The following is a 22,982-nucleotide window of genomic DNA, read 5'->3' on the forward strand; positions in this document are numbered from 1 at the left end:
GTATTAACAACAGAGCCTAAGCGGAATCACACATTTGGAAAAACAAACTTTAGCCTTTGACCGAGCCAAGCAGGACGCCTTTGGCAAAATGCTTTTGCAGGAACGGATACACACACAAGATCGGAACCGTGCCGACAACGATGACGGCCATTTTGATCGATTGATCCGGCGGCTGCACGAAATTAGGGTCCATCGAGTTCAAATCGCCTGCAGCCGCTTGCGACAGCAGAACGATCTGGCGCAGCATAACCTGCAGCGGCCATTTTTCCGGATCGTTAATATACAGCAGTGCCGCAAAGAAATCGTTCCAATGCCCGACGGCGTAAAACAACGTAAACGTAGCGAGGACGGGCATTGAAAGCGGCAGCACGATCCGCCCTAAGAGGCCAAGCTCGGAGCAGCCGTCGATGCGGCCGGCCTCCTCGATCTCCTTCGGAATTTCCTGAAAAAAGTTTTTGACGATGATCAGATTAAACGCGCTGATCGCCCCTGGCAGCATGAGAGCCCAGAGCGAATCAAGCAGGTTCAGCTCCTTCACGACCAGATAAGTCGGAATCATGCCACCGCCAAACAGCATGGAGAAGATGACGAGATTCAGCACCAGATTCCGGCCGTACAACCCTCTCTTGGCTAAGGAATAGGCCATCGTGACCGTGAAAAACAGGTTAACGAGCGTGCCGATGACCGTTATGTAGACGGAGACGCCGATGCTTCTCATGATCGTATCTGTCGAAAAAATAAACTTATAAGCGTTTAATGTAACTGTTTTGGGTATGAAAAATACCGCTCTCGACGTAAGCTCCGCGTCCGAGGCAAAAGAGCCCGCAATCACGTAGACGAAAGGGAGCACGGCAGCCAGCCCGAACAACGATAGCACGATGTAGTTGGCAGCATCGAACGTGACACCGGCCGCGGATTTGTATTGCTTGGCCATGGATTGATTCCCCTTTCTTGCTTATCAGTAAAGCCCGGATTGGCCGAACTTTTTCGCCAGCCAGTTCGTGCCGAGCACCAGCGTTACGCCAACAATCGATTTAAACAGCCCGACAGCCGTACTGTAGCTAAAAGCGCCTTGTGTAATGCCCATCGCATATACGTATGTGTCGAACACTTCGCCTACCGAGCGGTTAAGCGGATTCAACATCAGATAAATCTGTTCGAAGCCGTTGTCCAGCACGCTGCCCATCCGCAAAATCAAAAGAATTACGATCGTGCTGCGGATCGCCGGCAGTGTGATATGCCAGATTTGCCTCCAACGGTTTGCCCCGTCAATCGTCGCCGCTTCGTACTGCTCCACATCGACGGCCGCCAGCGCCGCCAGGAATATAATCGTTCCCCAGCCGCATTCCTTCCAGATTGTCTGCAAAATAATCACGGGGCGGAACCAAGACGGATCGGACAGAAATTGGATTTTGTTCCCCGTATATTGGAATAGCAGTTCGTTGACGGTGCCGCCTTCCGTGGTTAGGAACACGTACGTCAGGCTTGCCACGATGACCATCGATATAAAATGCGGAACGTAAATCATCGTTTGAATCGTGCGCTTAAAGAACGAAAGCCTTACTTCGTTTAACAAGAGTGCCAGTATAATCGGAGCGGGAAAAAAGAAGATGAGATTATAGAACGATAGCAACAGCGTATTACGCAGCAGCATTAAAAACTCTGGATTGTTAAAAAACAGGCGAAAATGCTCGAAGCCTACCCATTCGCTTTTCAAAAAGCCGGTAAACGGCTGATAGTTTTGGAATGCCAGCATGACCCCCCACATCGGCACGTATTTAAAAACCAAAAAATAAAGCAAGCCTGGGAGCAGCAGCAGGTAGAGCCATTTGTCCCTGCGAAGCCTCGCCGCGAAGCTCGTGCGGTGCTCCGCCTGCTTGGACGTTTGCGGGAAATCCCTTTGAGCCGTAGCTTGCTTCATCATTCTCCACCTCCATATGTCGTTCATCACCTCGCGAGCGGTGTGGCCTTATTATGAGGCAGCGCTTTCTTTTCCCGCAATGAGACATTTTTGAAGAGCAAAAAAGCCTCGTGTTTTCGGCATTTTTAAAGAAAGTGCAAAGTCGGCAAACGAGTGGTAAGACGCGTAGAGCCCTGTATAAACAAGCACTTCTCACTGAAACAAAAAAATAAAACCTCCAAGTATCTGGAAGTTTTATTGTGTAGTATTGTCTTATTCAACCCCCGTTAGCTTTATAAGGAATGTTGGCTTCATTTGTAAAGTTAGCGCCAGCCCATTCCCCCTCAATCTTAAACAACTCATACACAGCCTTATGGTCTGTAGGCGGTTCATTTATCCAATTTAGCAGAGTGCGAATGATTGATTCTTTTTCTGGAAAGTGATGAAGAAAGACTTCAGACTGTTCGTGAAGTCGTGTCGTCCAAATCTGAGAACGCTCCATCACCATTGAATAGTATGTTCGAATGAGTTTACGAGCGAAGCTTTGTGTAATTTTTTTAGAATCTTCTCCAGAAGCTGTTGTTAACCTTGTTAACGTCCGATTAAGAACCTCATTAATATCACCATTAAAACGGATGGCTATCTCTGATGTAAGTTTATAAGGACCAAATCGTTCACCTAGATCCTCTCCATATACACAAACACAGAGTTCCTTAAGAAATGCATTTTCGTAATAATTTGAGGGGTCAAGCGTATAGTCATAATAGGCTACAGCTATACCAACATCCCGAACTATAAAGCGATAATTATTAGATAGTTCTCCAGCAAGTTTCTTTAATTCAGCTAACTTATCAGAACTTAATTTGGTATTGAACATCGCGATAAGGTCTAAATCTGATTTAATTGCAATCGCTTCTCCTCTGGCTATGCTGCCGTACACATAAACACTATGCAAATGTTGATGAAATAAATGTTTAAGGCTCTCGATCGATTCATGAATGCAAGTCGCATAGACATCCGCAATTTTGTCTTTACTCACATCGCTTACAATAAAGCCATTTTGGTCTAAACCATAACCCGCTTTTAAAATCCCTATTTCAATCACCAACTTTCCTTTTGCCTAGTATTCTCCTAATTATGACACCAAAATCATGTGACTAAAAAGCGAGTTAGGACGCTCCATCGGCTTCTTTAAAATGGCTTAACGACCATGAGCACCAATATGGCAATCATCAACAGCTGTGCTGCCGTCTCGATGGGTACGATCTTTTTGATCAGTAATCCGAACTCGGCGGGTATATCATTACCCTGCTCTTGACTTTCAGATAGGATCTTAATGATCTTTTTCATACGAGGCTCGATCCATCCGTCGATCATGACGACCATGAGCAGCGATAAAAGGATGGACACATTCAGCCATAATTGGGATAACCCCATCTTGGTTATGATCATAAGCCAAATCCCGGTTAAAATAAGTACGGCTCCGCCAATTTTAGGCATGATGGCAAGCTTGGTCGCTACACCAAGAGTAAAGTGCAGCTGGCCGACGGTTCTTGCCGAACTACGAATGATGGGCAGCACGAAAGCGGGGCCAATAATGGCGATCGAAGCCAATATATGCAAAACGAGCAATAATCCAAACAAACTCATGCTCCCCCTTCTCCTCAGCGCACCGATATCTTGCTTTGATAGGCTAGACCGACCCTTTTCCTCATAAACGCTCCTCCGAGCTCAAGATGGTTAAGCATACACATGACGACATCGTCATAAGCAACATTCAGCTCTTGAAATCGGCTGAACAAGTGACCAGCTATTTCTGCCTCGGAATATTCCTTCATCGTCTCCGGCATCGGAACGGGCAAGGTATCCGTTGTTACATGCAGATGAACCGGCTCTGGTTGCTCGATCGAATCCATCATGGTTCCCGGACACATTATGGACCAATCGAGCCCAGTCCGTTGCAGCCTCTCGAAATTCCGGTTGTGATTTTTATACTCAGGTGGGAACCCGGGTAAATTGTTGCCGATAAGATCGGTATATGGAATATCCAGCAGACCGGCTCCTCCCATGACCCATACTCGCCCAGAGAAACTAGGCTGGATTTCACATTGGCTTATAATGTTATCGACGATACGAACAAACTCTTCTCCCTGGCCCGCATGGCCGGCTGCAATAATAGCGGCGTCTTGATTCACGAGCGCTTCACTGACACTTACCGGGTTCATCATATCGTCTACGATCACCTTCACATGCTTTGCGGAATGCTCACCTAGTTGATCATAAAGCTTCTCAGAATTTCGCACAAATGCGGTCATTTCATGCCCCATTTTTATCCCTTGTGCCAGCACTCTTTTCCCTGTATTCCCCGTCGCTCCAAAAACAATAATGTTCATTGTTCTTTCCTCCTCTTTTAGGGTCCCAAATTTTGGTTAACTCAAGCTTAGCATCACTTCAAAATGATGTTAAGAACCCACTTTAAAGTAGGGTACTTACTTAAAAGTAAGCGTGACAGAAAGGGATACCATTTATTATTCGCGGAGGTTTGGAGGACAGGGAAATTCAAAAGACAGATTGACGACGATACTACTCTAATAGGAGTTTTGTTAACTCAAACCCGATTTTTGATTCTTACCAGGAGTCGGACTGTAGGTAAACAAAAGCTGCCCGGAATCCCGTGGCAGCTTTTGTTTGGAGTTGATTGAATTCGTGTACAAGTTCATTGAACCAGCTTTATGACGCTGGCTCTTCATATTTCCGCTTATTATGATTTTCTCCCCAAGAACACATAATTTCTGCTACAGGAATCAATGTTCTGCCGTATTCACTAAGAGAATATTCCACTTTTGGAGGGATAACCGGGTGAACCGTTCTATCGACTATGCCTTCTCGTTCCAAATCTCGGAGATGTTGTGAAAGCATTTTTTGTGAAGCATCAGGTATAAGCTTTTCCAGATCGTTGAACCTCTTCTTGGATTCAATCAAATGCCATAAAATCATGGGCTTCCATTTACCGCCTAAAACATGAATGAGTGTCTCAATTGGACATTCGCGCTGATGAATCATAATTGAATCATCCCCTTACTTTTAAGTAAGTGCATTACCTATAATTGACATAACAAAATTTTACGATACCTCTACAATCAAGTCAATCTCAGACGTCCGTTTCCGTCCTGTCATCAAATGATAGATGATTAAAGGCTTCCATTTTCTCCCCATTACTTCTAATGCCGCCTCCACTCCAACTTTATACTTCTTTTGAACATTATTTTTCCTCTTCTCAGTCATCACTCATTCCCCCGTTAAAAGCCTGTGGTTTTTCTAGGAACATAAGATTCATTTCAGTCCGTTACTCAGGTAAGTTTCTAGGGCAACTGTCTAGGGCACTTCGATGTTTCTAGGGCACCTGTATCATCCTATAGAACTTGAAAGTGCGTACTTCCTGATAATTTTATTACTGTTTATAATAGCATCAGCCATTGATCGTGGCTATAAGATAGCTGTTGAGAAATGAGAAAGGTAGTGAAGATATAAGTATGAGAGTATTATGCGTTGTTTCCCACCCAAGAAAAGATTCCCTGACCTTTAAGGTTGCCGATCGTTTCGTAAAAGGTCTTACCGCGTCGGGCCACGACTATGAGATCTTGGATTTACACGAGATTGGTTTTGACCCTGTTTTAAAAGGAGTAGATGAACCTGATTGGTCAGCAGAGGAACAGTCCTTTTCCCCTGAAGTAGAACTGGAAATAAGGCGAATGAAGAAGCACGATGCCTTGGCATTTATTTTTCCAATATGGTGGTGGCATTTGCCTGCCATGCTAAAAGGTTATATAGACCGTGTATGGAACAATGGGTTTGCGTACGGTTCAAACCAGCTCCATCATCAGCATGTCTTGTGGATTGGTTTGGCTGGCGTTTCGAAAGAACAGATGAAAAAGCGTAACTATGATGAAATGATGATTCATTTGCTCAATGTGGGAATTGCAGATTATTGCGGTGTATCCAATTCCAAGGTTGAATTTTTATACGAGACCTTAGATTCCAATCCCAAGCATTATGAGATGCTGCTTAACCAAGCTCATCACTTAGGGTTGAATTATGCGAAGGAACAGTAAGCTTGAGATTAAGTCTGAACTGACTGATTGCTTTAGTATGCGTTTACTTTAAAACCTACTTCTTTCATCAGATTCGGATAAAACCAAAGACAGAAATTCGACTCGGCAACCTGCTCCCTTCGGTGATTGAGCTACCACACCCGCTGTAAACGGTGCTGAGTTGTTCATTCCAAAGTATCGAATCAATTTCCAAACTTCACCATCTGATGAGTAGTAAAAAGAAATAAGTTGATCATTCTTCGTTATTTTTAAATAAGGATTGCTTACTAATACACGCTCAGAATTACAATCATCCGACAAACCGTTCTGCGTAACAACAGACACGATAGTAGCATACTCACCGTTGAACTCTAAACAAAGCTTAGCCCAATTGTTCTCATCTGCCATCAACATCAGACACCCGGAATCATACAATTCGTTCATGTTTACCTGAAGCTGCGTTATAAGCTGAAATGTTGAATTCACCTGGATGTGCAGAAAAGGTGCTGAATGAGCTACATGTTTACCTCCAGGGTCTTTGAAAAAGTCAGCTTTCGTTGGAGCATCAATGATTAGCCTGTCGTCTGCTGTAAACTCCCAATGTTCAGGTTCATTTAACCACGTTAAATTCTTTCTTGTTTCTGGCTGAAATAAATTCTTAATCATAACTCATCTCCTCTATTGAATTAACTTTCATTTCTTACGATGGGATGTTCAAGTTCAGCATGTCCCATGAAACTTTCAACCACTTCACCATCTTTCATTGTCGAGATCGCTTTATCTGAGGCGCGTTGTTTAATGAAACCTGTTTATTGTACGAAGCTGATTTTAATATGACAATATTCTACATAAATCCATATTTCCCCTTCTTAATATATCATTAATATCCCAAACTCAAGCGTCAGTTGTTCCCATCTTTAAAAATAAGTTACAATGACACATGGTAGTAAATACCTGTAACTACTTTATTTTTCTAGGAGGATTTCATGAAACTCACTACCTTTTTTCCTTATCGAAACGATGCAAGAATGATACTGATCCCTTATTTAAATCAATTGACTGAGGAACAGTGGCATGCAAGGCATCCGGATCATCCGAATTCGATCGCTTGGATCGTTGAGCACATCGCGCGCAGCGAAGACGAATGGATTAACGTGATCGTACTTAAGGGAGAGCGACGACTTCAACGAGTCTTGGATCGTCCTCAGCAAATTTTGCAGGCATACATCGACATTCGAGACCATACAGACCAGAAACTCGATTTTATGGAATACGATGAACACGAGCCAGTTGTTGAGCTCCCTCGTTTTTCAGATGGTTGGGAACCGCCTTCGCCGCCGACGCTACGATGGATCATCCATCATGTTTTCGATCATGAGTCGTACCATGTCGGTCAAATCGGCGTCATTGCACGTTTAAACGGATTCGCAGGTCCTCTCTTCTGAATGTAATGACTCGATAGCTAATCGTACGAAGTTCTTGTCCATTTCGGTAATCGGTACAATGTCTTGTCCCCCGCTCGAGACAAGAAATTGTACCGATATAATGAAAAAGCCGCTAATATAGCGACTTTCAATAAAGGCCATGTAGTTGTACCTTTGACATCAGGACCAGCCGGATCGCTTTATAAGGTTAGTTACAAGTTCTTCGTCGAAGACGATTCCGAAACCCGGCGTGGCCGGAATAAGAATCTCTCCGTTTTCGATTCGATAGCCTGATGCATCCATTCCTTCGATTGTAATGTCGTCATATTCCACAAATTCGAAGTTCCGCACCGCGGCTGACAAATGTCCAGACGCGTAAATACCATAGGCATTTCCGTAACAATGAGGCGCAGTCCGCAAACCATGGGCATCCAGCTTCTCGCCTAATTCCATCCAATGCGTGAAACCGGGCCTGATGATATCGTACTGCAGCACATCGACAAGGCCGCGTGTCGCCCACTCAATTAGATGCGGCGAGGCAAGCCCTTCCCCATCCGCGATAAGCACATTCTGCCCGCGTTGCCGGAGCCATTCCTTCAGGTCCTCGTACAAGGCATCATCCTCATGGAACGCTTCTTCCAGCCAATACAAATTTACATCCGCTAAAGCCGCCAAGACCTCTTTGGTTAAGTTCAAATTATATGCATTATTCGCATCGATCATGATCTTACCTGTGGGACCTGCTACCTCAGAGATCCCCCGAACGATCGCGATATCTCGTTTCGTCCCTTCCCAGAGTGGCATATGGCGTCCGCCACGGCCAACCTTAATCTTAAAATGACGTTGGCCCTTCGCATAACCTTGCATCGCTTCTTCCTGCATCAACGCGACTGCGGACCTCTCATCGGGCAAATGCAAATCGTCGAAGTACAGTGAGGTATCATAGCAGGGAACAACCAATGGGACTCCTCTTTCCATGTGGACACCGGACACCAAGTCATACACGGGTTTGTCTTGTCTTTTGCCTAACCAATCGAGCACTGGGTATTCCAATTGCAAACGATACGCTTCGAGCAGTCTGCCCCGGTCATCGAATAAGTCGAACAATCGGCGGCCTATGATGTCTTGTGCCCATTCCGGCGTCATGTGAATCGAGCTACCGTACCCTGTTTGTCCATCGATTGTTATTCTGGCGATATCCACGGTGCAGCTTTTGCCATGAATGCCGATCCTGCCATTGGCCCCCGCGCTTCTGGCTCGTTCTCCCGTTAACTTGGCGAATTCGATCTTTTCCACTTTCCAATCAGATTGTATACCCGTAATATTCATAGAATCCTCCTTCACCGACTCGACGGTTTCATGTCCCGATGTGATTCGTAAGCAGAACACCATATTATAGAATTATACTGTTAGAAGATAAGAACATTCTTCTTCCATTGGAAATCTGTAAATGACCTTTCACTTCAATTGCTGTTTCCAGCCCAATATCCCACTTTTACTTTGTTTTATCCGTATCCTTCTTTATGGCTTTGTTACCCTCTTGATCCAGAGATTCTTGATAGATGTCAGCGTACGTTTTTGAATCTTTGATTAGATCGTCGCAGAAAGCCGCTACGTCACTGCCCGTCACTTCGAGCACGCCTTTCCTTAAGGCCGCACCCTCTTCAAAAAGATCAATTATCCCCGAAAGCAAACCCGTCCCGTCCGTTAGTTCAACAGGACCGACCTTAAAGAGATATTTTTGAATCTCTTTATAAACAATCTGATAATCTTTCGGGAGCGCTTTGACACGCGCCACGTGCGCTCGCCACTCTTTTTTGCCTTCAATGATATCTTGGATTCTCATTTTCATCCTCCTATTTGCCTAATTTTTTAGCGATATTGTTGTTGAGTTGCTTGCGCCACTTGTCGCGAAAAGAATTTGCCTCATCGATGCCGGCCAGCGCTGAACAGAAACCTTTGATATCGTCACCCAAAACCTCTTCGATACTCTGTCCGTCTGCCGCCGTTTCTTCGAGCAGGCCAAGCACACCGTCAAGAATGGGCATGAGGTTGCGACCGGTGAAATCTGAGTGCGGCCAAAGATGCGCATTAATTTTTTCCCATGCCGTTTGATAATCAGGCGGTAACTTTTTGGCTCTCAATTCAAAAGCTTTCATTTCCTTAGTCATATCGCTGCCGGTGATTTTCTCCCAAAAATTCATTATTTTTTCTCCTTTAACTCGTTAATTTTTTCCCGTTGCTATTCTGTATCACTGGTATAAAGTAATACATATTACAGCTATAAAGTAACACGTAGTAGATGGATTGTCAATAGCGTTTGTTCTGATGTCGATTGTACATTTTCAACTATTCTGCCGTAGTCCTTGGGGACAAGAACTTGCACCCTTAAAGGAAAAAAGCCGCTAAAATAGCGACTTTCAGCGGGAGCATGTTTTGTATCCGGCAATTATAGTCAAATCCTTGTTATCCGTTGTTCAAATTCAAATATGTTTGCACTAAGCCTTTGTAACAGCGGATATTAGCCTTCCTAACGGTTTACATCGGATCTGGCAATATGGGCATTTGCCCAATCCGCATGGTCATAGCCCGTGCCGTCTCCGCCATCAGTGACGACCAGTTTCAGTACGTTGGCGCCGGAGATATCCGCATGAACTTTTTTGACGGAATCAGATCCGGTAACAAGCCCGCTGTCATATACTTTCTCGCCGTCTGCCCAAATTTGAAAGACCACCGACCCTCTATTTCCCACTTCATCATCGATTCCGATATCTGCGGTAAATGTCGAGAAGTTACCGCCTATATAATAAGCAGTCTCAGCATTCGCATGCACACCTAAGCCTTTCGTATATTTTTCGCCGCCAATCGTTATGGTTTTTCCGTCGTCTTTTGCTTTTTCACCGTTGCTTTGATCCCGTTCTACGGGACCCCAATGATTAGCGGAATGAATCCATTCCACGTCACTTACATAAGAATCGGCAGCTGGGAGCCGTTCTGGTATCCAGACTATGGAGTCGGCACTCCATGCTGTTTGCTTATTATTTTCCCCATATTCAAATGATACGGTTGCATTTAATTTTGCGAATCCAGGCTCAGCAGTATCTGGGGGCGTCACACGCCAATCCGTTTGAATCGAACTTCCAGGCGAAAGATGGGTGACCATAGGATCAGTTACTGCCTCTACGCTCCAACCATCAGGGGCCGTTAAGTCCAAATGAATGGCCTCGACTGTGTTTTGTCCATAATTTGTAAAGGTTGAGGTTAATAGGGTAGTTTCACCCGGAATAACATAGTTATTACGATAAGAAAATGTTGTTGCCGATTGAACATCAATCGTGTAATGCACTTCAGGAATCCATTGCTTACGGTAAAAGTCGCGTCCCTGGACTACGACCCTGTCATCGTAAATTTGCACATATAATCCTTGGCTTTCGTCCCAGTTTACTGTCGGTGCGAAGGTTGTATAATAGACAGAAGCTGTATTGATACTCGTAAATTTATTCTGTGTTAGGTTAATATTTGGAAGTCGCATATCCCGGTGAGTATGGCCAGTGAATAAAATAACTTGCGGATACTTCGAGAAGAGATCGGTTAGACGCTTTTCTACTGTTTCATGTACGGCGGAAAGAGGTTGATGAAGAAAAACAAACATAGGCTTCTCGCTATTACTACGCTTCTCCAACGTATCTTCCAGCCAATTCAACTGCTCGTCGCTCAGATAGGCATGGTCTTTGGCGGGCGAATCGACTGGCCCCCAGCTTTCAGAGCCAAGGAATATAAAAGGATATCCTTTTACGATTTTCTCGTAGTACACATGCTCCTCTTCGATAAAGTCTGCGAACCGACTGGTGTTCACTTCATTTCCTTCTCCATTAAAAAACTCATGATTCCCAATGGTCATATGCAAATTCTTCGGTTTAGCAGATTGATCAAGAAGTTCGCGAACCTTTGCATATTCTTCGGGAAAACCGTTATTCGTTATATCTCCGTTGATGACCATAGCATCTGCCAGCGGATCAGTGGCATGAAGGTCTTGAAGCGCTTTCAATAGTTTGTTATGCGAGAACGATGTATCCCTAATATGCAGGTCACTGATCACTTGAAAGGTTGCTTTTGGTTTTTTTACATTTGCATTTGTGTCCCCTTGGGTTGATTGTGCGTGCGCTGGAGCAATCAGGGGGATAAGCATACAAGCGGCTAAACCGAGACAAGCAATTACTTTTTTCATTATTATACCCTCCTCAAAACCTTCATATATTTTTCATTTCGCTTTTCTCGGTACAGCTACTGCGGACAATAAGTTTTGTCGGCAAATAGCTGATCAATGGCAATGGTATCCCCCCTTCCATGCGCTGAAGCAGTAATTTGACTGCGATTCTCCCCATTTCTTCCTTGTGTACCTGTACCGTTGTTAACGGAGGGTTAATGAATTCTGACATTTCGACATTATCAAAAGAAACAACAGATATATCATTTGGAATCGATAGCCCATATTCACCAATTGCCTTATACGCCCCGAATGCCATTTTGTCGCTAGCTGTAAATACGGCCGAAGGCGGACTCTGCGTGTTTAAAATTTTTTTCATGGCTTCATAGCTCTTGGTCAGATCAAAGCTGCCGTCTTGAACCCACTCCGGAACAATTTTAAGATGGTTCAACTCCATCGCTTTTTTATAACCATAAAAACGTTCTTCTTGGTCAATCGGCATTCCAACTTGAGAGCTTCCGCCAATATAAGCAATATTTCGATGACCGAGATCTACCAAATATTGAACTGCTTGCATTGCCGCATGACGAAAATCCACCGTAACATAATCCATTTCCAGCTTAGGTATTCCGCCCACCGATATAACAAATGGAACCCGCTTATTCAGCTCATTTATAAAATCATGCTTAAGCGGTCCAATACAAATAACTCCTAAGTCACTCTCGTTCATATCCCCAAATAAATTGAAATTAAAAATATCCTGCACTTCAAATGTAAAGTCCAATATACATTCTTGATCAAGCAATTCACTTTCGATTCCGTATATAATTTCTGAAAAATATGGATCCTGGTATTTAGCTTTTACATCATATAAAACAAGTCCCACTCTCTTTGGAATCTTTTTATTTTCTGAATATTTTTCGTTTTTTTGCAGTGAATTGTTAAACTTATGGTAACCCAGATCCTTCGCAACTTGAATAATTCGCAGGCGGGTTTGGTCGTTTACAAGTGCTGGCGAGTTTGCGTTGTTTAAAGCCCTCGAAACCGAAGAAATAGATACATTTGCATGATCAGCAATGTCTTTTAAAGTTATTTTCATATCGGCATAACACCTGTCTGTTATAGTTTTGGAAAGCGCTTACCTCTCCCTTTGTTGCAATCTTATACTGCGTTGGCAAATTATTCAATGTTTTTTTTGCGCAATTTTTCACTTTTTTGCTGCAAATAAAAATTGCGATTGCCCACTTGATCACTTGAGTAAGCCCTCTACTTCTGCCAGTTAGCCTCTGAACAAGAACTTATACCCTCAATGCAAAAAAAGCCGCTAATTTAGCGACTTTCAATGGGACAATGTACTTGTCCCTCGACCTTACTACTATCTTTTATCCTTCAATCTTTAATCACTTTCGCTGAATTACCACCAACAACCATAATGTTGTCCGGTACATCCTTAGTCAGCACGGCTCCTGATGCGATAATGACACGGATGAACCTTTCATTTTGATGAAGAACTGCAGTTCAGATCATACTCGGAAGATGTCTATTTGAAGAAGGAACCGCGGCGGCCCCTTGTTTATCATTGTTAAGCTCTTAATCCTGGGATGAATCCTCATCCATGCCAACGGCAGAATCAAAAACACTATCTTGCGGAACGCTCGTGAGATCCAGCTTTTGCTTCACCTGATCGTTGATATCCCCATACCAGGCCTCAAAGGAGTCATCCAACTGCTCTTCTCGATTACGATCCTCGTTCACATCCGAATCAACTTCGATTTTATTGCCTAATTCCCCATAGTCGTCTTTGGGATGGATCATACTCTATACTTCAGCTCCTTCGCATACGGATTGAATTAAATTTCCCTGTAAAAGTAATTCTATACATATCTGCTCTTCCATCTCCGGCGCACAAACATCGTTACCATAAAAAAAAGCCGCTAATTTAGCGACTTTGCATGGTACTTTATTCTAGTCCAGCGACATGTTTCTACATTCTACCGCGACTTATCGAATAACCCTCTACGAATCAAGTTTGCTGTAACCGGCGTCTTTCCGATTTCTCGAGACCATATTGACAATTGACCGATATGGTGAATTTCGTGGGCGATCACGTGCCGCATCACTTCACCGAATGTAAAGCTTTCCTGCTCTCCGTTTTGGTTTGTATCATACATGATACGGTCTTCCAAGCTATCATTCCAAGCGTAGATGAAGGGTGCAATTTCCGCATGGCTTCGTGCCGAATAATCTCTTAATCCCTGCACGCTGGCACAATCCTCGAACGAAGGGATTTCCAGCTCTTTCCCTTGCAAATCCCCGCACAACCAGGCATATTCAACTGTCACGATGTGATAGAGTGTGTAGAGAATGCTTCCTATGCCCCCGGTGCGTCTTTTCAACAGTTCTTCCTCACTCACCGTATCGCACCAGTCAAACCAATCTTTGCGAACTTGCCAGTTATACTCGAACAATTTCAACATGTCACAGCCTCCTGTAATACAACTTTGTTGCTTCTAACATGATTCGCCATATAATCCTGTTATCCTCCAATCTGTGAAGATCCCTGATCCCGCACATATGGATAACAAACATATCTCCTAGGATAATTGAATCCACCGTATGGTCAGCAACTGGAAGATGCTCAATTTCCCCTAAACGAAAATCTGTGTTCACGAAATTCCCCTTCGTTGCATTGTTACGAGCCCGGCTAACCATTTCAGGTGTCATGACCACACCGATCACTGACCCTGTCTCCCCCACCTGCCGGGATGCTAAAAAGCAGTCAAACCCACCAACGCTGCCTAAGTCCAGTACCACTTCACCAGGAATTAACGACACAATAGCTTGCGGATTGCCGCACTTAACCCCAGATTTGCACCATCAGATACCGATTCTACGTCTTCATTTGAATAACCTAATTTGCTTGAAATCGTATTAACGTCAGAAGATGTAGTGCAGCAGATGGTTGCTTGTATATTGGTATGGCAACACGATTCAGCATTAGCTTCTTAAACGGCCACTTGCTTATACCGGCTTCGTACATTCTGGCGGATTTCATCATTATTATTTGCAAAACGCAAATGTTATTTGTGTGATTATTTGCCTTCACTTTTTGTTATCAGATCTGATTTTCCGCCGATCGAAGCCCTGGCTGGATACAAGAGCTCAGCATGCTGTCTCCGTCCTGAGACGGAGACGAAAACCATTCTGCCGCCCGTCACTCCTTAGCAAGGTTTTGCGATATCTTTAGACTAACGCCTGTTAATTTACCGTTTAGTATACTTAGGCATCATCCAACAAAAGTAATTACCAGTCAAGGAATACATACTTTCTCTGTGTTCAGGCACACACCAGCAAAACCATAGTAGGAACAGAAAGGGGTAAGAATGATGAAGCTGATTTATCAATTAGAGCATGTGAATAAAACGTACAAAAAAGGAAAGGTTGTTGCCAATCGTGACATAAGCTTCGATGTGCAAGAAGGTGAAATTCTCGGTTTGCTCGGTCCGAATGGAGCAGGCAAATCCACGCTAATCAAGCAGATGGTAGGACACCTTGCTCCCACCTCAGGTACAGTACGCTATAAAGGAACCAGCGTGAAAACCCAAACCAAGCGAGTTGCCCAGGAGGTAGCCTACTACTCGCAAGAGCCTCACGCCCTGACCAGTTTAAAAACCTGGGAAGCTTTGTATTTTACGGGAAGATTGCGGGGGTTGACGAAAGAGTCCGCCGTAAAGCAAACAGAGGAATTGTTGGAACGCTTTGGAATGCAGGACCTCCGTCATAAGCTGCTGAAGAACGTTTCCGGTGGACAGAAGCGTTTAATCGGGATAGGAACTTGCTTGATCGGCTTTTCCCCCGTCATGATCCTGGATGAACCGACCAATGAGCTGGACCCGAAAAAGAGAAGACTCGTATGGGATCTGATTCAAGAACGGAATCGGCAAGGAGTAACCGTAATCTTGGTGACACACAACGTGCTGGAGGCCGAACAGGTCGTGGACAGAGTAGCTGTCGTAAATCACGGCAAGCTGCTCGCCATCGATCATGTCAGCGTATTAAAACAAAGGGTCGATCAGCGGATGAAGCTGGAAATTACGACCTCCTTTGGTGAAAGCGATCATGTATGCCGAAGCTTAATCGCGCTGGGACAGTGGACCAAAACGGGAGAAAACCGAATCCGGGCATTGATCGAGAAGCAGGACGCCAGCTACGCAATTGACTTCATAACAAAGCAGCATTTACCGATTGAAGAATATTCCTTAGTCCCGCCGAATCTTGAAGATGTCTATTTTCATATCGATGACGAACAGGATAAGCCTGACAAAGCGGAGGTGATCTAAACATGGAAAATACTCAACCATCTATGCAAAGCAAAGACTTGCAACTGCAAGAAGCGGTCTTTCTTCAAGAGCACGAGCAGCAGAGCGTAATCCAACGCAGAATAACAGAATGGCTGATCCTTGCCCGCATTCAATTCACGATCATCCGCGAGGCATGGGTTTGGATTTTCATCATGGCATGCATGTTTCCATTAACGACGCTGCTGTTTCTCAAATTCTTTACAGTCGACCCAACGCCGGCTGTCATGACCCGTATAATTACGGGGAATATGCTCTTCGGTTTAATCGTCATGGGACTCAATTCCATGGCGCAGGAGATATCTTATCAGAAGCACCAAGGGCACTTCACGTACTATTCGTCCCTGCCGATTGCGAAGGTAAACTTCATCTTTGCCAATCTGCTGCGCGGCTTGATCATGAGCGCCCCCTCTTTTATCATCTTGGCGATGATTGGTCAGCTGGCTTACGGCATTCAATTCCACTACAGCTGGGGACTTGTCCCTGTGTTGCTGCTCACCGTCTTTAGCGTGGTTGGCGCAGGTGTGTTGATCGGCTTCTGGTCGCCTAGCCACCAATTGACGAACATGCTGGTCCAGGCGCTGATGATGTTCATCTCGTTTTTGACGCCAGTCATGGTGGATATGGATCAGTTGCCTGCGATCCTGCAGTGGCTCTCTTATCTCTTCCCAACCACTTATGCCGCCGAGGCTATGCGGGAGGTGCTGATTTCTGGCTGGTCCGGGTCTGTCGCCTGGAACACGCTTGTACTCTTGCTCTTTTCGCTGATTTCCATCGTATTGATCTTAAAAAAGGTAGATTGGCGTGTTGAGAAGTAGGGATAAGTACTCCTGTCCTTCGATTAGTCGATGGAAGAGTGCTCTTTGCCTCCTTCTATGTTTAATAGTCGCTGTTCATTTTTACCGAAAAAAAACGATTCCTCGAAAAGCACCTATAGTAGACCGAATCATACCTACTTCACGGTTAAGTCAGGATAAGTCAATCACATTAGACAATCACCTAATCGGCTAACGATGGAAGTTCTTTTCCTAAACTCGGGATAAGAACTTCCATCGTATAAACAAAAAAAGCCGCGAGTTCTGCGACAACGGATGTATGTATGTTCTTTACTCTTAATCAAAGATATTGGACACTCCTTTAATTCTCTTGTTTCCTCTTCTTCTATTTGATTGAGCTATCGTTCGCTGTTAGTTGAGCGAATATTGAGTTCATTAAAAAGTCTCATCAATGTCGAACCCTTGATTTCTATAAACTTGTGCCTTTCTTCTGAATCTCATATATTCATCCAAGTTCATCGATAAGAAATACGTATCGATTATAATCCAGTTCTTGTTCAATCCGTTCTCTCCCTCACTTTCTTCTTCATAATGATTAATAATTTCATCGATCACCTTTTCCCCATCACACGCTTCCTGATAACAGCTTTCTAGCGTGATATAATACCCCGTTTCAATATTCTCCCACATGTTTAATCCTCCCATTGATCAAGCGGCTCGCGGTTTTTACCTGTAAGTCGGTGTTACGCATAAAACAATTATCAATTGTATTATACATTTTATTAATCTGATGCCATCCCTATAATGATGTCTATAAGCAATTATAAACGGGATGGTCCGCTTGAGTATCTCGCGCATGAAAAGGGCCATATTGCGAATTGGAGGATTTTTATATGTGGGAAGAAACGGAGTTAAAAAAAAGCTGTTGATTTTTTCGTTCGAGGTGAATATTACTTCCGTCATAGACTTTTCTACTTCCAGAATAATGACGCCGTCATTTTCTGTAATCTTATAAGCGGCTCTTCGATGGCCGTAGCGCCCACGAAAAGATGTTTAGTGCAGCGTATGAAAGCGGGAGGATCAGATTAAACCCGTAGTCACCATAATCGTTAGCAAATGCATGGGATAGTGCCGCACCCGTCATTAAAAAGAAGATACCAGCGTGAACCCATTCTTTAAGTCGAGGTAAACCTGGCACGACGAGAGCGATGGCTCCAAGCACTTTCCAAATCCCGAGAATGGTCAGGACGTATAATGGGTAGCCCAGATTCGTCACCAACTCGAGGTTTCCTCCAAATTGCATCAGTTGTCCGATACCACTTAACATAATAGCTGCTGCGAGCAGCGATGTGACTGTCCAATAAGTTACCATTTTTCCGACAGGACGGGCATTTACTTTCATAGTTGTTTCCACACTGGTCATTTTATTCATGGGTTCCCACCTCATCAGTATAATTTTTCTTAATTACAAAGAACGAGCCCCGAATGGTTCCGGCTAATTTTGACTTCTGCCTAGCAAACTTAAACTTCCCTTCTAATTCTTCTGGTACCTCCATCCCCTCCGAAAGCTTAAAACCAACGGCTCGCTTCTTAGGGTCATCAACCGTATACATGACATTGAGTCCAAGACCATTCTCATAAAATACATAGGCAAATTGGATGTTTTCCACTTGAAAACGCGACGTTTCTAAAGGTTTTGCCGCAAACTCAAGATGTCGTTCTTCTTTCAATATTCGATTCACATACTCAAGGGTCTCCTGGCTCTCGCTGGCGGGTACAACCGTAAATTCATGCTTATACTTGTTCATAAAGTAACGGGCTTCATTCGCTCGTAAACCAGCAAGCGCTTCTGCTACGGGTGAAGATTCTAAACCAACGGTAGATACATTTTTAAAATCAATGATATTGGACATTGTTTTCCCTCCTGAATGTTTTGTGAGCTTTAATTCTATGAAGCTACTTCGAGCCAAGCTCGCACCGAAAGCATCCACGAACCTCTTTATTTCCTGACAACGGGAATCCACATTTCACCAACTACTAGGCCGGTTTCGCTGACTCATCTCACCGTTGCGTTTGGCCCGCCAACGATACGCGAAATCTTTGGCTTCCGGCAAAACTTGACCAAAGGCAACACCAGCAAGCATATTACTCAACTCATCAGCCGTCTTCCCTTCCCCTTTTACTACGAGGTATTCCCCTTTAGGAAACTGAATAACTCGGGTTGCTTCGGGCACCGGTTTCTCTGTCGTCTTCTTTAAATTTTCTTTTTACTTGATGGGTTTATCATAGTCTTAAATCATGTCAAAAAGTGATACTGTTTAGGGAGCGATGAAAAAATCATAAATAGGCCGCCGATTTATTGCTGTCGGCAGCCTGCCCCAGATGATTATGGATCTATAGTTTCTAAAACAAAAAAATCCGCTAAATTCGCGGATTTTAATGCCTGATAGATTATTTATTGAAAGTGACCTTCTCCGAACCGCCCTCTAGGATGATCGACGTGTCCCGCGGCTTCGTTTCGGCGATTTTGCGGCCGCCTCTGAACGAATAAAGCACTGCGGCTTGTTTGCGAATGGCCTCATATTCGTTCTCTGCTTCAAGAACGATGAAGTTGGCAGGTTTGCCTTCTTCAATACCGTACACATCCTCGATATGCAGCGTTCTTGCACTGTTTTTCGTAATGAGATCAATCGAGTTCACGATCTGATCGTAGCCGAGCAACTGCGAAGCATGAATGCCCATGTGCAGCACTTGAAGCATGTTACCTGTGCCTAGCGGATACCATGGATCAAAGATGTCATCGTGACCGAAGCACACATTAAGACCGGCTTCCTGTAGCTCTTTGACGCGAGTCAGCCCTCTTCTTTTCGGATACGTGTCGAAGCGTCCCTGCAGGTGGATGTTGACCAGAGGGTTGGAGACGAAATTGAGGTCCGCCATCTTCAGCAATCTGAACAATTTGTACGTATATGCATCATTGTATGAACCCATCGCTGTCGTGTGGCTTGCCGTCGTGCGGGAGCCCAGCCCGCGTTCGTATGCTTCTTTGGCGACGACTTCCACGAAACGGGATTGCTCGTCGTCGATTTCATCGCAATGGATGTCGATGAGACGGTCGTATTTTTCGGCGAGGTCAAACGCAATCTTCATCGATTCGACGCCATATTCCCGCGTGAATTCGAAGTGCGGAATGCCGCCAACCACGTCGACACCCATTTTCAGCGACTCCTCCAGCAATTCCGCACCGTTCGGGTAGGAGTGAATGCCTTCCTGTGGAAATGCTACAAGCTGGATGTCAATGTACGGTGCCATTTCTTCCTTCACTTCCAGCATCGCTTTAACTGCGGTCAAGCTTGGATCGGTAACGTCCACATGCGTGCGTACATGCTGGATGCCCTGCGCCATCTGCCACTTCAGTGCTGTTTTAGAGCGCGTTTTGACGTCTTCATGCGTCAGGAACGCCTTGCGTTCGGACCAACGCTGGATGCCTTCGAACAACGTTCCGCTCAAATTCCACTCCGGCTCGCCCGCCGTTAATGTTGTGTCCAGGTGAATGTGAGGTTCAATGAACGGTGGCAGCACCAGCGAGCCGCCCACATCAATGACTTCCTCATTCGCAGTTGTTTCCAGAGACTGCGTGATTAGACCAAACTTCCCGTCTTTCACGACGATATTCCACAAACCTTCTTTACCCCGCAATTTTGCGTTCTGTATAATCATTTGATTTCCCCATTTCATTGGATTCTTTGGCAGGAACGATCAGCATTAACACGATGTAGGCCACCGCCGTACCGATCAGTGCGTTCAATGGCGTTATTCCCGGAGCCAACTGGGCAAAAGCAACGCCGATAGCCCAAGCCGCCATCGCTATCCAGTTTACCTTCTTGAAAGTCATGTCGGCAAACGGTTTATAGTTTCTGCGCTTTACAAAGAAGTAGTCCGCGATGATGATGGCTCCGATGGACGGGATCGCCGCACCCAGCACATTCAGGAAACCAACGAAATTGTTGTACATCCACATGGCCAATACGGTACCCACGATGCCGTTTACGATGACGAATAATTTCTTTGAAATTTTAGTAATGTTGGCAAAGCCCAGTCCTGAAGCATAAAGCGCATTATCATTGGTCGTCCAAATGTTCAGCCCGAGTACGATGATTGCGGGAATGATCAGCCCTTGCAGGAACATGACCTCCGAGATATCTGCCAGGTTATACGCCATTGCGCCGACTGCGCCGAACAGGAACATGAGCGAGTTTCCAAGGAAGAACGCAATGACCGTCGCGGTCACCGCCTGCCGGGACGACTGGGAGAACCGTGCAAAATCCGGCGTCAAGGTCCCGCCGCTAATGAATGAGCCGATACAAATAGTTAGTGCCGCTGCCGCAGTGAGGCTCTGTTCCGGCGTGTAATCGAGTAAGCCTTGAAGGCCGCCAAGAGAGTCTGCGCCTTCGAACATGGAATAACCGCCAAGAATGGTAATGGCCGGAACCGCAATATAACTCAGAATGACGAGCGACTTCATGCCGTAGATGGCTGATGCCGTCATGGCAAGACCAAACAAGAAGATTAACAGGTACACGTTCCAACCCATCGCTTTGGCGACCGGTATCGCGAACATGGCTACACCGACGCCGAACCATCCAACCTGCGTGAAGCCGAGAAGGAATGATGGCAGGTACGACCCTTTCTCACCGAAAGCATATTTTGCCAGCAAATGCGTAGAAAGGCCTGTTTTGGCAGCGATATGCGCCAGCGCTCCTGTATAGATGCCGAGTGCCAAATTGCCCGCGAGCACGATTCCAATGAACTCCATGAACGTTAAGCCGACTCCGAGCGTCCCCCCTGCCAGCATGCTTGCCGAAAAGAATGTGAACCCTAACATGACGGATAACGTCTTCCAAAAATGGTTTCTGTGCGTGTTCGGCACCGCTTGCCACGAAAACTCTTGATCTTGTTTGCTCATCAGAATACCTCCAGGTTAAAGTGTTCTGATACCAAAGAAGCAGAAAAAAGAGGCCACTCGTCAAGTCTTCACTGACAAGTAGCCTCTTTCTCATATCATAACCCGCACGAAGACGCAGAGTATCCCTGTCGGAATAAGCACTGATTCTCGCGTGATTATAAAAAATCCGCTGCCCTTGCCAGCCTCTCTGGACTGAATTAAAGGTACCAGTATTCAATTACATTCTATTATTTTGGAAAAACCTACAGTTGTCAATGTTATAATTATCCAATATGAACCAACTATCGATGTTTATGACTGTCCGGTTCGTTTTTTCGAACGATGTTTAGATCATTGATGTAGTCATGCCAACAATGTGCTGAGTCATCAGACCAGACTTAGTGACCAAAGTCATAGACATAAAGTTTCATTTTTATATAATTAAATCAAATTTAGCAAATTATGGTTGTTATTCCATTCTAGGTGTGTTACATTATCCCTGATTTCATACATCGAAATAATAAGGAGGACGATGGATGTGAAGCATCGGAAAGAAACAAGTGTCGGCTGGTTGCGTATTATGTTGACCACCCTGATACTTATATTCGCAGTTCCCTTTTCCACGATGTTTGCCGACGAACCCGAAATGGAATCCAGAGCTGTGGGAGAAACTGTTGACTCTGCCCCTAACGTCACGATAATTCGTGCCAATGGGGATGTCGCCACCCCTATGGGAGCAGGCGAATGGGATTACCTTGGGAGTCTCTCAACGGTTTCCTCACAAAACCCGAATAATTACGTTCACTCTGGCGGCGGTGATTTCAAGTTTCAAGTTGTGAGCGGTCCGGGCGGCGGGGCCTGGTATCAGCTTCGGGAATACGATCCGGGCAGCAATGCCGACGAACTTGTAACTGGCTATGAATACTTTCTATACCCTGGCGACACACTGATCTATCGGGGGATCAGCAACTATGTCGACGGGGACAACAAGAAGGCAGAATTTTATGTCTATGAAAGCTTCAGTGGATCCGGCTCTGTGAAGTTATGGGATTAAACTACCGTGATTGAATTAAAAAAATGAAAACAAAGTCATTGTGACTTGATGGTTGCACATTAAGCTATTATATGCATCTTATTATAAGACCAACTCTGATGTGAACTGCACCCCAATTGTTAAACACCATTTAACATTGGAGGTGCAGTTCAATGATAGGTTGGTCTTTTAATATGCTTTTTATTGAATTGTCACATTCATTTGTCACTGCAACATTACTGCCCCAG

24 protein-coding genes and 4 pseudogenes are annotated in these 22,982 nt (G+C 44.8%); 5 read left to right on the plus strand and 23 right to left on the minus strand.

The window, feature by feature from the left end:
* Positions 1–49: 49 nt before the first annotated feature.
* The 7 genes and pseudogenes from M4D81_RS19745 to M4D81_RS19775 all read right to left on the minus strand — a co-directional run.
* Positions 50–934: a carbohydrate ABC transporter permease gene (locus tag M4D81_RS19745; RefSeq protein WP_260067777.1), complete on the minus strand. Its 885-nt coding sequence runs from the start codon at positions 932–934 to the stop codon at positions 50–52.
* 24 nt (positions 935–958) lie between these two features.
* Positions 959–1,921 carry an ABC transporter permease gene (locus M4D81_RS19750; RefSeq protein WP_071219096.1) on the minus strand — a complete coding sequence of 321 codons (963 nt, stop codon included), beginning with the start codon at positions 1,919–1,921 and terminating at the stop codon, positions 959–961.
* Positions 1,922–2,177: 256 nt separating this feature from the next.
* Positions 2,178–3,005 (minus strand): nucleotidyltransferase domain-containing protein, encoded by an 828-nt coding sequence (locus M4D81_RS19755; RefSeq protein WP_260067778.1) that lies wholly within the window; start codon positions 3,003–3,005, stop codon positions 2,178–2,180.
* Positions 3,006–3,091: 86 nt separating this feature from the next.
* Positions 3,092–3,550, minus strand: coding sequence for a DUF2269 domain-containing protein (locus M4D81_RS19760; RefSeq protein ID WP_260067779.1), 459 nt, complete (start codon positions 3,548–3,550; stop codon positions 3,092–3,094).
* Positions 3,551–3,564: 14 nt separating this feature from the next.
* Positions 3,565–4,293, minus strand: coding sequence for an NAD(P)-dependent oxidoreductase (locus tag M4D81_RS19765; protein WP_071219004.1), 729 nt, complete (start codon positions 4,291–4,293; stop codon positions 3,565–3,567).
* A 337-nt stretch (positions 4,294–4,630) separates the two neighbouring features.
* A complete protein-coding gene (locus M4D81_RS19770; RefSeq protein ID WP_071219003.1) occupies positions 4,631–4,963 on the minus strand; it encodes a winged helix-turn-helix transcriptional regulator in 333 nt (110 codons plus the stop codon).
* 84 nt (positions 4,964–5,047) lie between these two features.
* Positions 5,048–5,185: pseudogene (locus M4D81_RS19775) on the minus strand (winged helix-turn-helix transcriptional regulator); the annotation flags it as partial.
* 248 nt (positions 5,186–5,433) lie between these two features.
* Between M4D81_RS19775 and M4D81_RS19780 the strand changes: the two are divergent.
* Positions 5,434–6,012 (plus strand): NAD(P)H oxidoreductase, encoded by a 579-nt coding sequence (locus M4D81_RS19780; protein ID WP_260067870.1) that lies wholly within the window; start codon positions 5,434–5,436, stop codon positions 6,010–6,012.
* Between the two features lie 48 nt (positions 6,013–6,060).
* On the opposite strand, the gene M4D81_RS19785 is transcribed toward M4D81_RS19780, so the two are convergent.
* On the minus strand, positions 6,061–6,657 hold the full coding sequence (locus M4D81_RS19785) for a DUF1349 domain-containing protein (RefSeq protein ID WP_260067780.1): 597 nt from the start codon (positions 6,655–6,657) through the stop codon (positions 6,061–6,063).
* Positions 6,658–6,977: 320 nt separating this feature from the next.
* Here M4D81_RS19785 and M4D81_RS19790 point away from each other — a divergent pair, with 320 nt between their 5' ends.
* Positions 6,978–7,436: a DinB family protein gene (locus M4D81_RS19790; RefSeq protein ID WP_260067781.1), complete on the plus strand. Its 459-nt coding sequence runs from the start codon at positions 6,978–6,980 to the stop codon at positions 7,434–7,436.
* Positions 7,437–7,595: 159 nt separating this feature from the next.
* Here the strand turns inward: M4D81_RS19790 and M4D81_RS19795 are convergent, their stop codons facing one another.
* The 9 genes and pseudogenes from M4D81_RS19795 to M4D81_RS19835 all read right to left on the minus strand — a co-directional run.
* Complete coding sequence (locus tag M4D81_RS19795; RefSeq protein ID WP_260067782.1) at positions 7,596–8,744, minus strand: enolase C-terminal domain-like protein; 1,149 nt, start codon at positions 8,742–8,744, stop codon at positions 7,596–7,598.
* 166 nt (positions 8,745–8,910) lie between these two features.
* Complete coding sequence (locus M4D81_RS19800; protein WP_071218998.1) at positions 8,911–9,261, minus strand: DUF1048 domain-containing protein; 351 nt, start codon at positions 9,259–9,261, stop codon at positions 8,911–8,913.
* Between the two features lie 10 nt (positions 9,262–9,271).
* Positions 9,272–9,619: a DUF1048 domain-containing protein gene (locus M4D81_RS19805; RefSeq protein WP_260067783.1), complete on the minus strand. Its 348-nt coding sequence runs from the start codon at positions 9,617–9,619 to the stop codon at positions 9,272–9,274.
* Positions 9,620–9,945: 326 nt separating this feature from the next.
* Entirely contained in the window at positions 9,946–11,643 is a 1,698-nt protein-coding gene (locus M4D81_RS19810; protein WP_260067784.1) for an NPCBM/NEW2 domain-containing protein, read from the minus strand.
* A gap of 22 nt (positions 11,644–11,665) precedes the next feature.
* Complete coding sequence (locus tag M4D81_RS19815; RefSeq protein WP_260067785.1) at positions 11,666–12,721, minus strand: LacI family DNA-binding transcriptional regulator; 1,056 nt, start codon at positions 12,719–12,721, stop codon at positions 11,666–11,668.
* A 290-nt stretch (positions 12,722–13,011) separates the two neighbouring features.
* Positions 13,012–13,104, minus strand: a pseudogene (locus tag M4D81_RS19820) (acetyltransferase); the annotation flags it as partial.
* A gap of 108 nt (positions 13,105–13,212) precedes the next feature.
* The gene (locus M4D81_RS19825) at positions 13,213–13,437 is read right to left on the minus strand and encodes a hypothetical protein (protein WP_260067786.1); all 225 of its coding nucleotides are present in this window, start codon (positions 13,435–13,437) and stop codon (positions 13,213–13,215) included.
* A gap of 176 nt (positions 13,438–13,613) precedes the next feature.
* Entirely contained in the window at positions 13,614–14,099 is a 486-nt protein-coding gene (locus M4D81_RS19830; protein WP_071218993.1) for a DinB family protein, read from the minus strand.
* Positions 14,100–14,220: 121 nt separating this feature from the next.
* Positions 14,221–14,699: pseudogene (locus tag M4D81_RS19835) on the minus strand (methyltransferase domain-containing protein); the annotation flags it as partial.
* Between the two features lie 306 nt (positions 14,700–15,005).
* Here M4D81_RS19835 and M4D81_RS19840 point away from each other — a divergent pair.
* Together M4D81_RS19840 and M4D81_RS19845 are read left to right on the plus strand one after the other, a co-directional pair.
* On the plus strand, positions 15,006–15,962 hold the full coding sequence (locus tag M4D81_RS19840; protein WP_201259357.1) for an ABC transporter ATP-binding protein: 957 nt from the start codon (positions 15,006–15,008) through the stop codon (positions 15,960–15,962).
* A gap of 2 nt (positions 15,963–15,964) precedes the next feature.
* A complete protein-coding gene (locus tag M4D81_RS19845; protein ID WP_071218990.1) occupies positions 15,965–16,798 on the plus strand; it encodes an ABC transporter permease in 834 nt (277 codons plus the stop codon).
* Between the two features lie 393 nt (positions 16,799–17,191).
* On the opposite strand, the gene M4D81_RS19850 is transcribed toward M4D81_RS19845, so the two are convergent.
* The 6 genes and pseudogenes from M4D81_RS19850 to codB all read right to left on the minus strand — a co-directional run bounded on the left by M4D81_RS19850 (position 17,192) and on the right by codB (position 21,722).
* Positions 17,192–17,446, minus strand: a complete 255-nt coding sequence (locus M4D81_RS19850; protein ID WP_260067787.1) for a hypothetical protein — start codon at positions 17,444–17,446, stop codon at positions 17,192–17,194.
* Between the two features lie 319 nt (positions 17,447–17,765).
* A complete protein-coding gene (locus M4D81_RS19855) occupies positions 17,766–18,188 on the minus strand; it encodes a DoxX family protein (protein ID WP_260067788.1) in 423 nt (140 codons plus the stop codon).
* Positions 18,181–18,669: a phage tail protein gene (locus M4D81_RS19860; RefSeq protein WP_260067789.1), complete on the minus strand. Its 489-nt coding sequence runs from the start codon at positions 18,667–18,669 to the stop codon at positions 18,181–18,183. The genes M4D81_RS19855 and M4D81_RS19860 overlap by 8 nt, the downstream gene beginning before the upstream one ends.
* Positions 18,670–18,755: 86 nt before the next feature.
* Positions 18,756–19,002 (minus strand): annotated as a pseudogene (locus M4D81_RS19865) (effector binding domain-containing protein); the annotation flags it as partial.
* A 205-nt stretch (positions 19,003–19,207) separates the two neighbouring features.
* Entirely contained in the window at positions 19,208–20,476 is a 1,269-nt protein-coding gene (locus tag M4D81_RS19870) for a cytosine deaminase (protein ID WP_260067790.1), read from the minus strand.
* Positions 20,445–21,722 carry a cytosine permease gene (gene codB, locus M4D81_RS19875; protein ID WP_260067791.1) on the minus strand — a complete coding sequence of 426 codons (1,278 nt, stop codon included), beginning with the start codon at positions 21,720–21,722 and terminating at the stop codon, positions 20,445–20,447. The genes M4D81_RS19870 and codB overlap by 32 nt, the downstream gene beginning before the upstream one ends.
* A 517-nt stretch (positions 21,723–22,239) precedes the next feature.
* Here codB and M4D81_RS19880 point away from each other — a divergent pair.
* The gene (locus M4D81_RS19880; protein ID WP_162487530.1) at positions 22,240–22,755 is read left to right on the plus strand and encodes a hypothetical protein; all 516 of its coding nucleotides are present in this window, start codon (positions 22,240–22,242) and stop codon (positions 22,753–22,755) included.
* Positions 22,756–22,982: the final 227 nt, after the last annotated feature.

Origin of the sequence: Paenibacillus sp. p3-SID867, assembly GCF_025142895.1 — a bacterium.
Taxonomy (GTDB): Bacteria; Bacillota; Bacilli; order Paenibacillales; family Paenibacillaceae; genus Paenibacillus_AQ.

Excerpts from the sequence above, each read along its gene's own strand:
- M4D81_RS19745 (WP_260067777.1), bottom strand. The coding sequence starts at position 934 with ATGGCCAAGCAATACAAATCCGCGGCCGGTGTCACGTTCGATGCTGCC.
- M4D81_RS19750 (WP_071219096.1), bottom strand. The coding sequence starts at position 1,921 with ATGAAGCAAGCTACGGCTCAAAGGGATTTCCCGCAAACGTCCAAGCAG.
- M4D81_RS19760 (WP_260067779.1), bottom strand. The coding sequence starts at position 3,550 with ATGAGTTTGTTTGGATTATTGCTCGTTTTGCATATATTGGCTTCGATC.
- M4D81_RS19765 (WP_071219004.1), bottom strand. The coding sequence starts at position 4,293 with ATGAACATTATTGTTTTTGGAGCGACGGGGAATACAGGGAAAAGAGTG.
- M4D81_RS19770 (WP_071219003.1), bottom strand. The coding sequence starts at position 4,963 with ATGATTCATCAGCGCGAATGTCCAATTGAGACACTCATTCATGTTTTA.
- M4D81_RS19780 (WP_260067870.1), top strand. The coding sequence starts at position 5,434 with ATGAGAGTATTATGCGTTGTTTCCCACCCAAGAAAAGATTCCCTGACC.
- M4D81_RS19785 (WP_260067780.1), bottom strand. The coding sequence starts at position 6,657 with ATGATTAAGAATTTATTTCAGCCAGAAACAAGAAAGAATTTAACGTGG.
- M4D81_RS19790 (WP_260067781.1), top strand. The coding sequence starts at position 6,978 with ATGAAACTCACTACCTTTTTTCCTTATCGAAACGATGCAAGAATGATA.
- M4D81_RS19795 (WP_260067782.1), bottom strand. The coding sequence starts at position 8,744 with ATGAATATTACGGGTATACAATCTGATTGGAAAGTGGAAAAGATCGAA.
- M4D81_RS19800 (WP_071218998.1), bottom strand. The coding sequence starts at position 9,261 with ATGAGAATCCAAGATATCATTGAAGGCAAAAAAGAGTGGCGAGCGCAC.
- M4D81_RS19805 (WP_260067783.1), bottom strand. The coding sequence starts at position 9,619 with ATGAATTTTTGGGAGAAAATCACCGGCAGCGATATGACTAAGGAAATG.
- M4D81_RS19810 (WP_260067784.1), bottom strand. The coding sequence starts at position 11,643 with ATGAAAAAAGTAATTGCTTGTCTCGGTTTAGCCGCTTGTATGCTTATC.
- M4D81_RS19815 (WP_260067785.1), bottom strand. The coding sequence starts at position 12,721 with ATGAAAATAACTTTAAAAGACATTGCTGATCATGCAAATGTATCTATT.
- M4D81_RS19825 (WP_260067786.1), bottom strand. The coding sequence starts at position 13,437 with ATGATCCATCCCAAAGACGACTATGGGGAATTAGGCAATAAAATCGAA.
- M4D81_RS19830 (WP_071218993.1), bottom strand. The coding sequence starts at position 14,099 with ATGTTGAAATTGTTCGAGTATAACTGGCAAGTTCGCAAAGATTGGTTT.
- M4D81_RS19840 (WP_201259357.1), top strand. The coding sequence starts at position 15,006 with ATGATGAAGCTGATTTATCAATTAGAGCATGTGAATAAAACGTACAAA.
- M4D81_RS19845 (WP_071218990.1), top strand. The coding sequence starts at position 15,965 with ATGGAAAATACTCAACCATCTATGCAAAGCAAAGACTTGCAACTGCAA.
- M4D81_RS19850 (WP_260067787.1), bottom strand. The coding sequence starts at position 17,446 with ATGTGGGAGAATATTGAAACGGGGTATTATATCACGCTAGAAAGCTGT.
- M4D81_RS19855 (WP_260067788.1), bottom strand. The coding sequence starts at position 18,188 with ATGAATAAAATGACCAGTGTGGAAACAACTATGAAAGTAAATGCCCGT.
- M4D81_RS19860 (WP_260067789.1), bottom strand. The coding sequence starts at position 18,669 with ATGTCCAATATCATTGATTTTAAAAATGTATCTACCGTTGGTTTAGAA.
- M4D81_RS19870 (WP_260067790.1), bottom strand. The coding sequence starts at position 20,476 with ATGATTATACAGAACGCAAAATTGCGGGGTAAAGAAGGTTTGTGGAAT.
- codB (WP_260067791.1), bottom strand. The coding sequence starts at position 21,722 with ATGAGCAAACAAGATCAAGAGTTTTCGTGGCAAGCGGTGCCGAACACG.